The organism is Paenibacillus sp. FSL R5-0713 (assembly GCF_037973325.1).
Taxonomy (GTDB): domain Bacteria; phylum Bacillota; class Bacilli; order Paenibacillales; family Paenibacillaceae; genus Paenibacillus.
On the sequence record NZ_CP150229.1, the window covers coordinates 771,272 to 786,274 of the forward strand.

The 15,003-nt window shown below is 47.9% G+C and carries 10 protein-coding genes, 2 rRNA genes and 1 riboswitch; of the genes, 10 read left to right on the forward strand and 2 right to left on the reverse strand.

Annotated elements, in window-relative coordinates; translation table 11 throughout:
* Positions 1-138 precede the first annotated feature (138 nt).
* Both MKZ12_RS03590 and rrf read left to right on the forward strand, forming a co-directional pair.
* Positions 139-3,063: ribosomal RNA gene (locus MKZ12_RS03590) — 23S ribosomal RNA — on the forward strand.
* A gap of 143 nt (positions 3,064-3,206) precedes the next feature.
* Positions 3,207-3,323, forward strand: a 5S ribosomal RNA gene (rrf, locus tag MKZ12_RS03595).
* A 181-nt stretch (positions 3,324-3,504) separates the two neighbouring features.
* Here the strand turns inward: rrf and MKZ12_RS03600 are convergent.
* Positions 3,505-4,056, reverse strand: coding sequence for an NAD(P)H-dependent oxidoreductase (locus MKZ12_RS03600; protein WP_339239474.1), 552 nt, complete (start codon positions 4,054-4,056; stop codon positions 3,505-3,507).
* Positions 4,057-4,357: 301 nt separating this feature from the next.
* Between MKZ12_RS03600 and MKZ12_RS03605 the strand changes: the two genes are divergently transcribed.
* The gene (locus tag MKZ12_RS03605) at positions 4,358-5,359 is read left to right on the forward strand and encodes a ketoacyl-ACP synthase III (RefSeq protein ID WP_339239475.1); all 1,002 of its coding nucleotides are present in this window, start codon (positions 4,358-4,360) and stop codon (positions 5,357-5,359) included.
* Positions 5,360-5,537: 178 nt separating this feature from the next.
* Here MKZ12_RS03605 and MKZ12_RS03610 read toward each other — a convergent pair whose 3' ends face one another.
* The gene (locus tag MKZ12_RS03610; protein WP_339258758.1) at positions 5,538-7,472 is read right to left on the reverse strand and encodes an amidase family protein; all 1,935 of its coding nucleotides are present in this window, start codon (positions 7,470-7,472) and stop codon (positions 5,538-5,540) included.
* Positions 7,473-7,845: 373 nt separating this feature from the next.
* Here MKZ12_RS03610 and MKZ12_RS03615 point away from each other — a divergent pair, with 373 nt between their 5' ends.
* The 7 genes from MKZ12_RS03615 (at position 7,846) to purB (ending at position 14,839) form a co-directional block, all read left to right on the forward strand.
* Positions 7,846-9,975, forward strand: a complete 2,130-nt coding sequence (locus MKZ12_RS03615) for a DNA topoisomerase III (protein WP_339258760.1) — start codon at positions 7,846-7,848, stop codon at positions 9,973-9,975.
* Between the two features lie 160 nt (positions 9,976-10,135).
* Entirely contained in the window at positions 10,136-10,273 is a 138-nt protein-coding gene (locus tag MKZ12_RS03620; RefSeq protein WP_278296959.1) for a hypothetical protein, read from the forward strand.
* Positions 10,274-10,410: 137 nt separating this feature from the next.
* Positions 10,411-10,674: a DUF1294 domain-containing protein gene (locus MKZ12_RS03625; RefSeq protein WP_017690702.1), complete on the forward strand. Its 264-nt coding sequence runs from the start codon at positions 10,411-10,413 to the stop codon at positions 10,672-10,674.
* A gap of 184 nt (positions 10,675-10,858) precedes the next feature.
* The gene (locus MKZ12_RS03630) at positions 10,859-11,293 is read left to right on the forward strand and encodes a universal stress protein (protein ID WP_339258762.1); all 435 of its coding nucleotides are present in this window, start codon (positions 10,859-10,861) and stop codon (positions 11,291-11,293) included.
* Between the two features lie 270 nt (positions 11,294-11,563).
* Positions 11,564-11,665: riboswitch (purine riboswitch) on the forward strand.
* Between the two features lie 194 nt (positions 11,666-11,859).
* Positions 11,860-12,345, forward strand: a complete 486-nt coding sequence (gene purE, locus MKZ12_RS03635) for a 5-(carboxyamino)imidazole ribonucleotide mutase (RefSeq protein ID WP_339258764.1) — start codon at positions 11,860-11,862, stop codon at positions 12,343-12,345.
* Entirely contained in the window at positions 12,342-13,544 is a 1,203-nt protein-coding gene (gene purK / locus MKZ12_RS03640) for a 5-(carboxyamino)imidazole ribonucleotide synthase (protein ID WP_339258767.1), read from the forward strand. The genes purE and purK overlap by 4 nt, the downstream gene beginning before the upstream one ends.
* On the forward strand, positions 13,541-14,839 hold the full coding sequence (purB, locus tag MKZ12_RS03645; protein ID WP_339239480.1) for an adenylosuccinate lyase: 1,299 nt from the start codon (positions 13,541-13,543) through the stop codon (positions 14,837-14,839). The genes purK and purB overlap by 4 nt, the downstream gene beginning before the upstream one ends.
* Positions 14,840-15,003 lie beyond the last annotated feature (164 nt).

The following is a 15,003-nucleotide window of genomic DNA, read 5'->3' on the forward strand; positions in this document are numbered from 1 at the left end:
CATTCCTTTTTAGCTGAACTTGTGTTAAACAAGTTTCAATAAAAACGGTAGATTGCTGGAGCGAGTGATCGAAATGGAGCGACTTTTGGATTTGCGCAAGCAAACCAAGCGGAGCGACAGCTCGAACACGAGCGCAATGGTTAAGCTACTAAGAGCACACGGAGGATGCCTAGGCGCTAGGAGCCGATGAAGGACGTGGCGAACAACGAAACTGCCTCGGGGAGCTGTAAGCAAGCTTTGATCCGGGGGTGTCCGAATGGGGAAACCCAGCTGGGGTAATTTCCAGTTACTCACAACTGAATACATAGGTTGTGTAGAGGCATACCAGGGGAACTGAAACATCTAAGTACCCTGAGGAAGAGAAAACAATAGTGATTCCGTCAGTAGCGGCGAGCGAACGCGGAGAAGCCCAAACCAGAGAGCTTGCTCTTTGGGGTTGTGGGACGTCTCACATGGAGTTACAAAGGAACCGGTTAAGCGAAGAGGTCTGGAAAGGCCCGCCAAAGAAGGTAAAAGCCCTGTAATTGAAAGTCTGTTCCCTCCGAGACGGATCCCGAGTAGTGCGGGGCACGTGAAACCCCGTATGAATCCGGCAGGACCATCTGCCAAGGCTAAATACTTCCTAGCGACCGATAGTGAAGCAGTACCGTGAGGGAAAGGTGAAAAGCACCCCGGAAGGGGAGTGAAATAGAACCTGAAACCGTGTGCTTACAAAAAGTCAGAGCCCGTTTTAGGGGTGATGGCGTGCCTTTTGTAGAATGAACCGGCGAGTTACGTTCCCGTGCAAGGTTAAGGTGAAGAGCCGGAGCCGCAGCGAAAGCGAGTCTGAATAGGGCGACATAGTACGTGGACGTAGACCCGAAACCGGGTGATCTACCCCTGTCCAGGGTGAAGGTGCGGTAACACGCACTGGAGGCCCGAACCCACGCACGTTGAAAAGTGCGGGGATGAGGTGGGGGTAGCGGAGAAATTCCAATCGAACTCGGAGATAGCTGGTTCTCCCCGAAATAGCTTTAGGGCTAGCCTCGGAAAACAGAGTCGTGGAGGTAGAGCACTGATTGGGTGCGGGGCCCGCAAGGGTTACCAAGCTCAGTCAAACTCCGAATGCCATAGACTTACTTCCGGGAGTCAGACAGTGAGTGCTAAGATCCATTGTCAAAAGGGAAACAGCCCAGACCATCAGCTAAGGTCCCCAAGTGTGTGTTAAGTGGGAAAGGATGTGGAGTTGCACAGACAACCAGGATGTTGGCTTAGAAGCAGCCACCATTGAAAGAGTGCGTAATAGCTCACTGGTCGAGTGACTCTGCGCCGAAAATGTAACGGGGCTAAACACACCACCGAAGCTATGGCTTGATGCTTGCATCAGGGGTAGGGGAGCGTTGTATAAGGGTTGAAGGTGTACCGTAAGGAGCGCTGGACATTATACAAGTGAGAATGCCGGTATGAGTAACGAAAAGATCAGTGAGAATCTGATCCGCCGAAAGCCTAAGGGTTCCTGAGGAAGGCTCGTCCGCTCAGGGTAAGTCGGGACCTAAGGCGAGGCCGAAAGGCGTAGTCGAAGGACAACAGGTCGAAATTCCTGTACCACCGTAAGCCGTTATGAGCAATGGGGGGACGCAGTAGGGTAGTGACGCGGACTGATGGATGTCCGTCTAAGCAGTGAGGCTGATGTGTAGGCAAATCCGCACATCGTAAGGCTGAGCTGTGATGGGGAGCGAAAATTGTAGTAGCGAAGGTCATGATCTCACACTGCCAAGAAAAGCCTCTAGCCAGGTGAAGGTGCCCGTACCGCAAACCGACACAGGTAGGCGAGAAGAGTATTCTAAGGCGCGCGGAAGAACTCTCGTTAAGGAACTCGGCAAAATGACCCCGTAACTTCGGGAGAAGGGGTGCCCCGGTAGTGTGAATAGCACGAGGGGGCCGCAGTGAAAAGGCCCAAGCGACTGTTTAGCAAAAACACAGGTCTGTGCGAAGCCGTAAGGCGAAGTATACGGGCTGACGCCTGCCCGGTGCTGGAAGGTTAAGGGGAGTGGTTAGGAGCAATCCGAAGCTGTGAACCGAAGCCCCAGTAAACGGCGGCCGTAACTATAACGGTCCTAAGGTAGCGAAATTCCTTGTCAGGTAAATTCTGACCCGCACGAATGGCGTAACGACTTGGGCGCTGTCTCAACGAGAGATCCGGTGAAATTTTAATACCTGTGAAGATGCAGGTTACCCGCGACAAGACGGAAAGACCCCATGGAGCTTTACTGCAGCTTGATATTGAATTTGGGTACGATCTGTACAGGATAGGTGGGAGCCTTTGAAACGTGAGCGCCAGCTTGCGTGGAGGCAACGTTGGGATACCACCCTGATCGTATCTAGGTTCTAACCTGGTACCGTAATCCGGTGCGGGGACAGTGTCAGGTGGGCAGTTTGACTGGGGCGGTCGCCTCCTAAAGAGTAACGGAGGCGCCCAAAGGTTCCCTCAGAATGGTTGGAAATCATTCGAAGAGTGCAAAGGCATAAGGGAGCTTGACTGCGAGACCTACAAGTCGAGCAGGGACGAAAGTCGGGCTTAGTGATCCGGTGGTACCGCATGGAAGGGCCATCGCTCAACGGATAAAAGCTACCCTGGGGATAACAGGCTTATCTCCCCCAAGAGTCCACATCGACGGGGAGGTTTGGCACCTCGATGTCGGCTCATCGCATCCTGGGGCTGAAGTAGGTCCCAAGGGTTGGGCTGTTCGCCCATTAAAGCGGTACGCGAGCTGGGTTCAGAACGTCGTGAGACAGTTCGGTCCCTATCTGTCGTGGGCGTAGGAAATTTGAGAGGAGCTGTCCTTAGTACGAGAGGACCGGGATGGACGTACCGCTGGTGTACCAGTTGTTCCGCCAGGAGCACCGCTGGGTAGCTATGTACGGACGGGATAAACGCTGAAAGCATCTAAGCGTGAAGCCCCCCTCAAGATGAGATTTCCCAGTATGTAAGACCCCTTGAAGACGACGAGGTAGATAGGCTGGGGGTGGAAGTGCAGCAATGCATGGAGCTGACCAGTACTAATCGGTCGAGGGCTTATCCAATAGCAAGTGATAGTTCGCATGTTTCGTTTCGAATCTAGTTTTCAGAGAACGATCTCTGAAATGAAAATTGGTACATCACAGAATGTGTGTATGATTTTCAGTTCCATATCTGATTTCAAGAAGCTATGCTTCGACAAATCGCGTTTGGTGGCGATGGCGGAGGGGTTCCACACGTACCCATCCCGAACACGACCGTTAAGCCCTCTAGCGCCGATGGTACTTGGACCGCAGGGTCCTGGGAGAGTAGGACGCCGCCAAGCAATCGAAGGACACACTTGATCATATCGAGTGTGTCTTTTTTTATTTTAATCCTAAATACTTATATAAACCTTAACAGCCCTGGTAAATAACCAAGGCTGTTTTTTATTTCAATATTTATGAGAATGATAAATAACTTTAAAAGGATCATTTCTCTATCAGAGATTTAAGTACAACATTTGTCTAGCTTTTCATTTGATTGCAAGCATTCTCAAGGATTGAAAGGGAGTTCTGCAATGCATGCTGGGTTTCCGAATCAATGATGACGCCTTGTTTGTTCATTTTCAATGTAATATGAGGAATGGTTAAACAGCCCTCCTGTAGAACTTGTGCATTGATCATGTTTAGTGTCAGCAATAAGGAAGCATGGGCTTTGTCACCTCCCATGGGGCTTGGGGAAGCAGCGATGGCAATAGTGGGTTTATTGAGCCATTCTCCAGAAGATACAACCCAATCTAGTGCGTTTTTTAAGACCCCGGGAACGCCATTTCCATACTCTGGCGTGCAGATAAGGACACCGTCCGAATGCTTAAGTTGGGCTCTCAAGTTCTGTATGTACACTGGACCCTCCTCGACATCGAGATCAGGGTTAAAATGTGGCAGATCATTTAATCCATCATATACTTCAAACTTAAGGTTAGTGTGAGCCAGCTTAATTATGGCGTGCATTAGTAACGTATTGGAGGACTGATTACGCAGACTTCCGGAAATGGCAAGGATATTTAATTCTTTCATGGGTATAGGTCATCTCTATTCTTTAGTAATGTAGGGTAATCTGTTTATTTTCCCCCTGTTGGAATGAACTGTCTATAAAAAACGCATTTAATTAAGACATTCTTCATGTTAGTCAGGGGATATTCACAATTCTTCATCAAAAATGCATGCCATCGTTTGTATTGCTCTGGGTAATAAATGAAGAGATCATTTTAAAATAAACAACTAACGAAAGAATCATAATAAATTTTTTATAAAATTAGTACCAAGTACTAAGACTTAGTGCTATAATGGTGAAAAACCAAATGAGGTGAATGCCGATATGAATCATCAATCAAAGGCAACGATCACGGCAATGGGAGCATATGTACCGGATCGAATATTAACGAATGCTGATCTGGAGAAATTAGTCGAGACAAGTGACGAATGGATTGTGCAACGTACAGGCATGAGAGAGCGGCGAATTGCAGCTGAAGATCAATATGTATCTGACCTGGCTACGAAGGCTGTAGAAGATATGATAACTCGTTATGGAGTTAGTGTAGAAGATGTGGATATGATTCTTGTGGCTACCAGCACACCTGAATATGCTTTCCCAAGTACGGCATCCAGAGTACAGGCTAATCTTAAGATCCACCACACGGGTGTACTTGATCTAAATGCGGCATGCGCTGGTTTTTCCTACGGGCTGCAGCTTGCTGACAGTCTGGTGACCAGTGGAATGTACCGCAAAGTGCTAGTTATCGGCGCAGAGACGTTATCCAAAATTACGGATTACACAGACCGCACGACTTGTGTCCTGTTTGGGGACGGAGCTGGAGCCTTCTTGGTGGAGAGAGCTGCACATGATGAAGGTGACTTTATGGCAGCGATATCCGGTACGCATGGAGAAGGCGGTATCCATCTTTATAAGAGTGGTCTGTCTTCAGAGATGGATGGAGTGCCTTTACAGGGCGAAGGTTGTTTGGTTCAGAATGGACGAGAGGTATATAAGTGGGCTGTACGGACGATTCCAGAGCAATTGGATAAGCTTATAGCAAAAGCTGAATTAAGACCTGAACAGATTGACTGGTTTGTCCCGCATAGTGCCAACATGAGAATGATTGAGGCTGTTTGCGAACGTGGCCCGGTTCCTTTGGAACGTACTTTAACCAGCGTCGAGTATCGTGGAAACACATCTGCTGCCTCCATTCCGCTTGCTTTACAGCTTGCAGTGGATGAGGGGAAATTGAAAGAAGGACAGACTGTAGCTCTATTTGGTTTTGGCGGTGGTCTGACTTACGCAGGTCTGGTGCTGAAGTGGGGCGTACCGGACAAAGTTTAGTAATGGATAACATACGACTGTATGTAACACAAAAATAAATAGAGAAAATAAAAGAGACCACCCGGACTCCATGCAGTCATGAAGAGGGTGGTCTCTTTAGTGAGAACTTGTTTAAATAAAATGATATGAATGCATCTGTTTTTTGTGTTAAAAGGAAATGCTTAATCCCATAAATATTTTACGGCGTAAGCTTAGGCGCTTGGCGGTGATGTGTACCTTGTTCGTAGCTGTAAGCCAGCTTGATCAAAGTTCCTTCATCAAAGGCACGACCCAGGAACTCCATGCCTACAGGCAGACCATCGGTTGTGAAACCAGCAGGAACCGTGATCGCCGGGAAGCCGGAGAATGGACTCAAACGGTTGTTACCACCAGAGTTTTGTCCTTCGCCAATAACACCAGCGGCTTGTGTGGACGTAGGATAGATGATGGCATCCAGATTATTATCTGCCATTACTTTCAGCAAGGATTCACGTGTAACTTGGGTACGTTTCAGGACGATATCCTTATATTCGGTAGTCTCCAGGGTTTGGCGTGCATCCCGAGTCTTCATGGATTGTTCTTGGGACTTATCAAACTCTCCGGAAGCGATGATCTCGGACAGACTATGGTATGGAGCATCTGCACCCAATGATTCCAAATAGTCATTCAGCTGGAACTTGAATTCATATCCACTAAGGCTTGGGTATTTGTTGATCTCGGCCAAGTTCGGGATAGAAATTGGAACTGCGGTAGCGCCAAGTGATTTCAATTCTTCAACAGCTGTGTTGATTACGTCAGCAACGGCTTTTTCTTCAGCTTTGGTACTTGGGATGAGTTCGGTGGCCACACCGATGCGCGCACCTTTCAGTCCATTTACATCCAAGAAGTCAGTGTAGCTGGAAGGGATTTTCCCAACCGCGTAAGCTGTAGCGACATCTTTTTTGTCATAGCCGGCTGTAGCATCCAGCATGATTGCGGCATCACTTACGGTACGAGCCATTGGTCCACCGACATCCTGTGTCAAAGCCAATGGGATAATGCCTTCACGGCTGGATAGTCCGATGGTTGGGCGGATACCCACAAGGCTGTTGAAGCTGGAAGGGATTCGGATGGAACCGCCAGTGTCTGTACCCATGCCGGCTGCGGCAAAGTTAGATGCAATGGCAGCGCCTGTTCCACCGCTTGAGCCACCTGGATAGTGATCCAAGGCGTAAGGATTCAGCGTTTGTCCACCCAATGAGCTGGATGTTGTGATGCCAAATGCGAATTCATGCAGGTTTGTTTTGCCCAAGATAATGGCGCCAGCTGCTTTGAGTTTCTTCACTTGTTCAGCATCGTGAGCAGGAATGGAATCCTTAAGACAGATACAACCTGCAGTTGTCGGCATGTCATTGGTATCGAAATTGTCTTTCACCAGAATTGGAACGCCATGTAGAGGTCCGCGAGCACCTTGAGCTGCACGTTCTTCATCCAATTGCTCCGCAATTTGGAGTGCATCCGGGTTCAGGGTTAATACCGCGTTGATGCTTACACCCTGATCATCGTATTTTTCAATGCGGTCCAGATATTTCTGAACCAATTCTTTTGATGTCAGTTTTCCTTGCGTCATAGCGGCCTGGAGATCCATGATGGTTGCTTCCTCCAGGACAAACGGTTTTATGTAATTATAGATGCGATCTTTCAGTATGGAGAGGTCATTCTCGGTAAGTACAGCATTTGGAAGGAAGAGGGATTCCGTATAGCCTTTCATCAACCCCGCAGTGTTCAATGCACCGACAGCACCTGCAAAGGTGGATTCATCCGGGACATCCTTGAATGATTCGGTAGTCGAATCCAGCTTGAGCCATTGTTGCAAGGCAACCGCAGCATCTTTACGTTGTACGGTTGTTCCGGAGAGCTTGTCCATGGTAAAAGGAACACCTGCAAGTGTAGCGGCTTCTTCCATGGCTTGAACAAATGCTGCCGGCGTAGCAGGCGCTTTCCCTTTGGAGACAGCTGCTACTGTTGTTTTGCTTGTAGGCGTTGCCGTTGCGGCTGATGCCGAAGGTACTGTTCCTCCCCATGTTGTGGCAATGACAGCTCCCGCCAGTAACAAAGCCCCACTTTTTTTCAATACAGATCCATGATAAGTCATGCATCCACGCTCCCTTCCTGTGTCTCATTGATGTGTGTTAACAGCGATTCTGTTTCTATGCTTTTGACACATTGTATAGTTATGTTAGGTAATCTTACAAGGTTTATATTTATCCAAAAAAACGTATACATCAATATCGATCGGTATAAAACCTTATCCATGCTTCTATTTACTTGATCACAGTAAAACTATTAATTATTCTTATGTAAACAAATGTGACATGAATTCGATATATTGATTAAACATTAGATACAGAATAGCGAGTAAGATTAGGGAATGGAGATCACAGAGCATACCTTTAGTGCGAAATGATATAATGAAAAGATAGGAATAAAAGAGACATAACGTTCTACCAGAGAGGAAGAGATATGAAGTGAAGACATTGGTACTCGCAGAAAAACCATCTGTAGCACGCGAAATAGCCAGAGTTATGGGCGCACGTGATAAACATAAAAGTTATATGGAAGGCCCGAAATATATCGTTACCTGGGCGCTGGGGCATCTGGTTGGATTAGCTGAGCCAGAGGATTACGATAAGAAGTATGCCACATGGAATCTGGAGGATTTGCCGATTCTGCCAGAGCGTACGAAACTGAAGGTACTGAAAGAGACCAACCATCAATATAAAGCCGTACAGCAGTTGATGAAACGTCAGGATGTCGGCGAGTTGGTCATTGCCACAGATGCGGCCCGTGAGGGTGAATTGCTGGCCCGTTGGATCATGCAGATGGCGGGGTGGAAAAAATCATTCAAACGTCTATGGATTTCATCTCAGACAGATAAGGCGATCAAAGACGGATTTGCTTCACTAAAGCCAGGCAGTCAGTTCGACCGTCTCTATGAATCAGCACGTTGCCGGGCAGAGGCCGACTGGATGATTGGACTTAACGTGACTCGTGCGCTAACTGTTCGTTTCAATGCGCAGTTGTCTGCTGGACGGGTGCAAACGCCGACCTTGGGCATGATTATGGATAGAGAAAATGAAATTAATGGGTTTCGCTCTCAGGAATATGAGACGTTAACGGCAGATTTAGGCGATTTTCAGGCTGTGTGGCGGGCAGCAGGGGGAGATTCACGCATATTCAACCCTCAAGAAATGCAAGAATTGAAGAAGCGGGTAGACGGGCGCAAGGGCACGATTGCCCAGGTGAAGAAAAGTGAGAAAGTAGAGCCACATCCACTGGCATATGACCTGACGGAACTGCAGCGGGATGCCAACCGGAAATATGGTTTCTCGGCAAAGCAAACCTCAAATGTCCTGCAACGTCTATATGAACAGCACAAACTTGTGACGTACCCACGTACGGACAGCCGATATCTGACTGCCGACATGACAGCTACTTTGAAAGAACGTCTGGACAGTGTAGCCATTGGACCTTATGCGTCTCTGGCACGTCCTTTGCTGCGTAAAAATCTGAATATCACCAAACGTATTGTGGATGACAGCAAAGTGACCGATCACCATGCCATTATTCCCACGGAGCAAACGGTACTTCTGAATCAATTGAACCCGGAGGAACGCAAATTGTACGATCTGATTGTACGTCGTTTTATCAGCCTGTTCTATCCGGCAGCGAAGTACGATTCGGTTGCAATCACGGTTCAAGTGGGGAATGATTCCTTCCATGTCAAAGGTACAACGGTGAAAGAAAGTGGATGGCGCGAAGTATACGGCGGTGATTACAGCGATGACGACGATGACCGTGCTGACGATGCAGCAGGCCATGAGCGCACTCTTTTGCCAGATGTGCAGCAAGGACAGTCCGTGACGGTTCAGCGTTGCCATATTAAAAGTGGACGGACGATGCCGCCCAAACGGTATACCGAAGCCGCTTTACTTTCCCAGATGGAAAAGCATGGACTCGGCACTCCGGCTACACGGGCGGATATTATTGAGAAACTGGTCAGTTCCGACACGATAGATCGTCAAGGCAACAGCATGCATCCAACCGGCAAAGGAAAACAGTTGATTGAACTGGCTGCTCCACAGCTGCGTACACCGGATCTGACTGCCCGCTGGGAAGCTGAACTGGAGCGCATCGCTCGTGGGCAAGGACAGCCAGGCCCTTTCCTGGACAGCATTCGTTCTATGGCCAAAGAGCTGGTGTCAACGGTGAAAGGCAGCAAAGCAGAATACAAGCCGCATAATGTGTCCAATAGCCACTGCCCTGACTGCAATGCGCGATTGTTGGAGAAGAAAGGCAAGCGCGGCAAGTTTCTGGTATGTCCTACGGAGGACTGTGGATATCGTCGTTCGGCCGAGAAAAGATTGTCCAATCGTCGTTGTGCGCAGTGCCACAAAAAGATGGAAATCAAAGAAGGCAAAGCGGGGCTATACGTGCAATGTCTGCCTTGTGGTATTACAGAAACATTGAATAAGGACAAACAGCATGTGAACAAACGCGATCAGCAAAAACTCGTGAAACAATATGCGAAGCAGGAGTCCATTGGGTCTAACCTTGGAGAGCTGTTGAAGGCGGCTATGGAGAAAAAGGGAGAGTAGAGCAAGCTCTGAGTTAGGGCAGATCGCATCCTCATGTAACGCTAGTTGCGAATAACTGGCGCTATGGAAAGTGATTGCTGCGTGTGTACCTAATCAACCATGTGATGGGGTATAAGATCCTCCGTTTTCAGGCAACGTAAGCCAAGGAGGTGATACCCATATGCCGCACAACAAACCCGAAAAGATCCATAACCAGCAGAACAAAGATAGCATTAGGGAAGAAAACATCGATGTTCGTCCAGCCAAAGCAGCCAAAAGAGTACCCAGCCTGAACGGTATTCCTAAGCAGGAGTCCTAAAATTATCTAAACTGTCGATCTTAACGCGTGCCTCGCAAAATACTTGCGGTTCCCCACCGGTGCGTTGAACATGTCTCTAATGAGGACTATAATGGAGACAGGGAGATGTCCCGGGACAGGGGGATCGCTAGAATTATATGCAAACCGGACTTATATTGTGGTTTTTATTTATTAATGTAGTTGGTTATCTGGTGATGTCGGATGATAAGAGGCGTGCACAACAGCGTCGTGATCGTACACCCGAACGGACGTTATTCTTATTAGCATTTATAGGCGGTGCTTTGGGAGTCTGGATCGCGATGTATCGGAAAAGGCATAAGACCAAACATCCCAGCTTCACCATTGGCATTCCGTTGTTATTGTTCCTGAATGCGGTAATCTATGGTTATTTTATTCAATGAACACTTGGAACAAATGCGTAATCGTTCATCGTCACCGTAAGGATTTATATGTAAATTCATTCGTATAAATGGTTCATTGTGGCTCCGGTACGTTTAAGGAGTTATATGGTTATATTAGTTTAATGGATGTCAGACCGAAGCTTGCTTCGCGTGCTCTACATATAAAGGAAGGGACGGGATTCACATGTTATTCTCCAAAATATTAGTGGCTTATGATGGTTCCAAAGCTTCAAATAAAGCACTTGATCGTGCAATTGAGCTAGCCAAAGTGTCCCCGAATGCTGTACTGGATGTCATTCATGCTTTTGATTTCCCGCGTGTATTCATCGGTGAGGGATTGGCGCCTCTGCCACCTTCACTTAATAATGACTACTACAATTTGGCGGTACAAACAACAGATGAAGCGAAAGAACGACTTCAGGCTGCTAGTGTAACGGCCAATGTAGATCTGATTCAAGGAGCGGCTGCGGAAGTGTTGCTTGATTTTGCCAAAGAAAATGATTCGGATATCATTATTATTGGCAGCCGCGGACTCGGTGGAATTCGGGAATTTGTCCTGGGGAGTGTCAGTCACAATGTGGTGCAGCATGCTCAGGTTCCAGTACTGATTGTAAAATAATGGATGCAGTGTGTACGCACTGAAAAGCAGGAAGCCGGTTGCCTTCGAGAGATTGAAGAGGAGCCGGCTTTCTTTTATGGGATGAAATGGATGTCTAACCGATTTTAATGAAGCAATTCCCGAACATTATATTTGTCAATATGTTAAATGTTCGTCTTTAAGTTGACATTAGCTGTAGGGGATTGTTAAAATGTTAGATGTGTCGATCAGGTAAGAATAAGGTCGAGTAGGAACGAAATGTGTAATAAGAGATTACAAAAATGAACGAAGATAGTTTGATAGATATTTGCTCGTATAACGCCGGGAATAGGGCCCGGAAGTATCTACCCGGGAACCGTAAATTTCCGGACTACGAGGAGATACGGCTGAGAGTCGCATGCAACCAGATGCGGACAGCAAGCCCCCTTTTGGCATGCCCAAATGAGGGATACGTATTTCTTGGAGTCCGGTGTCCGAAGAAAATGTGATGTTTTCGCGGGTAGCGGATTTTTTCATTTCACATGTAATAAGAGTTTCTTATTGGTCAGATGTAATCAAAAAAGCTCAGACGGGAGTTGGATGTATTCATGTCACTGCAAGTCGCTGTAATTATGGGCAGTAAGTCGGATTGGGAAACGATGAAACATGCGTGCGAGGTGTTGGACGAACTGGAAATTGGATATGAGAAAAAAGTGGTCTCCGCCCATCGTACACCGGATTTGATGTTCGAATACGCAGAGCAAGCAATTGATCGAGGATTCAAGGTGATCATTGCAGGCGCAGGCGGGGCAGCACATCTACCCGGTATGGTTGCAGCCAAAACGATGCTTCCAGTCATTGGCGTACCGGTTCAATCCAAAGCATTGAACGGTCTCGATTCCCTGTTGTCCATTGTTCAGATGCCAGGTGGTATTCCCGTCGCAACTGTAGCGATTGGGAAGGCAGGGGCAACGAATGCAGGATTGCTGGCAGCTCAAATAATCGGTGCTTTTGACCCGGATGTCCAACGTCGCTCTGAAGCTCGAAGAGAGCGCATCAAACAAGAAGTACTCGAAAGCAGTGAAGAACTATGAGTAGAGCCGCGAACCAATCCGGCATAGCAGGAGAACTGAAAAATGTTCTGCTACCGGGGAAAACAACCATCGGCATTCTTGGAGGCGGACAGCTGGGACGTATGATGACGCTCGCAGGAACGGCAATGGGGTATCGATTTGTTACCCTTGATCCCGCTTCGGATGCGCCTTGTGGTCAAGTTGCTCGTCAGATTGAAGCGGGATATGACGATGCCAAAGCTGCGCTTGAACTGGCTCGGCAATGCGATGTTATTACGTATGAATTCGAAAATGTGGATGCAGAAGTCGCTGGACTGCTCGAGCGTGAGTCCTACGTTCCGCAAGGAAGTGCGTTGCTGTACACCACACAACATCGATTACGTGAAAAACGTGCAATTGAAGCCGCTGGAGTAAGAGTTGCGCCTTATCGTGAGATCACTAGTGCGGATACGATGCTTGCTGCAGTAAGTGAACTTGGCGTGCCTTGTGTACTGAAGACGGTGACTGGAGGTTACGATGGCAAAGGCCAGCGCGTAATCCGAGAGGTGAAGGAGGCTGTGGCTGCGTATGAAGAGCTCGCAGCTACAGGTGCGGAACTTGTGCTGGAACAATTCATCAAGTTTGAATGCGAGATTTCGGTTGTCGTAGCGCGCAGTACCAATGGAGAGATCAAAACGTTCCCGCCAGCGGAGAACATTCATGTGAATAACATTTTGCATGCTTCCATTGTACCGGCTAGAGTTGCTGCAGACATCCAGATTGAAGCGCAAAAGCTGGCAGCAGCGGTGGCAGAATCAATGAAGGCTGTCGGGTTGCTTGCTGTGGAACTGTTTGTAGCGGCGGATGGAAGACTGTATGTCAACGAACTGGCGCCAAGACCACATAATTCCGGTCACTATACGATGGAAGCTTGTGCCACTTCTCAGTTCGAACAACATATCCGTGCGATCTGCGGACTACCACTTGGGGACACTTCATTATTGAGCCCAGTCGTCATGGTCAATGTGCTTGGAGAACATCTGGAAGGCATTATCGCCAGAACAGGGCAACCTGATGCAGAAGCGATAGAACTTGGTGTGATTCCCAAGCTTCACATATATGGTAAAACCGAAGCGAAAACAGGACGTAAGATGGGGCATGTGAATCTGCTTTGTCAGGATGTTGAAGAAGGATTGCAATGGATTGAACAAACTAACCTCTGGAGGAATACAAATTCATGATTGAACGTTATAGCAGACCCGAAATGAGAGCCATCTGGACCGAAGAGAACAAATTCCAATCGTGGCTGGAAGTTGAAATATGTGCATGTGAGGCGTGGGCCGAACTGGGTGTAATCCCTAAGGAAGAAGCAGCATTGCTTCGTCAGAACGCATCTTTTGACATCGACCGCATCTATGAGATTGAAAAGGAAACACGTCATGACGTAATCGCATTTACACGTACGGTATCTGAAAGTCTGGGTGCGGAGCGGAAATGGGTGCACTACGGACTGACTTCCACAGATGTCGTGGATACGGCTTTGGGTTATGTACTGCGTCAAGCGAATGAGATTCTGGAGAAGGATATCGTGAATTTCATTGAAATTCTTCGTGAAAAAGCACTGACTTATCAGCACACACCAATGATGGGACGTACGCACGGGGTACATGCAGAGCCAACAACATTTGGACTGAAAATGGCGTTGTGGCATGAAGAGATGAAACGGAACCTGGAGCGTTTCCGTCATGCAGCAGACAATGTACAATACGGCAAAATCTCAGGCGCAGTAGGAACGTACGCGAACATCGATCCATTTGTTGAAGAGTTTGTCTGCGAGAAGTTGGGTACGAAACCGGCGCCGATCTCCACTCAAACACTGCAACGTGACCGTCACGCGGAGTATATGGCTACACTGGCATTGATCGCAACGTCCCTGGACAAGTTCGCAACAGAGGTACGTGCACTGCAGAAGAGTGAATTCCGTGAAGTGGAAGAAGCTTTTGCTAAAGGTCAAAAAGGATCTTCCGCGATGCCGCACAAGCGTAACCCGATTGGTAGTGAAAACATCTCTGGCTTGTCCCGCGTCATTCGCGGACATATGGTATCGGCATACGAGAACGTAACGCTCTGGCATGAACGCGACATCTCGCACTCTTCTGTAGAACGTATCATTCTGCCGGATGCAACGATGTTGCTGAACTACATGTTGAACCGTTTTGGTAACATCGTGAAGAACCTGACGGTATTCCCTGAGAACATGAAACGCAACATGGAGCGCACCTTCGGCGTGCCATTCTCTGGCCGTGTAATGACGAAGCTGATCGACAAAGGCTTCAGCCGTGAGCAAGCATACGATACCGTTCAACCACGTGCGATGCAAGCATGGGAAGAACAACGTCAGTTCCAGGATATCGTGAAATCCACTCCGGAAATCACGGAAGTACTGAACGAAGAGGAAATCGCAGATGCGTTCAACCCGTCATGGCACTTGAAGCACGTAGACACCATCTTCAAAAAACTAGGTTTGAACGACTAATATATTAAGGCTTTGAATTAGTCTACTCCCTAAAAGTATAGGTTAATTATGTGTTCACGCTGGAACGGAGAAGGCAGAAAAAACCTGAAGAAGCAAAGCGCTCGCCTTTATCACAGGATTTTCCCCTTGAGAAAGGGGATCAGAAAAATCCGGGGATAACAGCG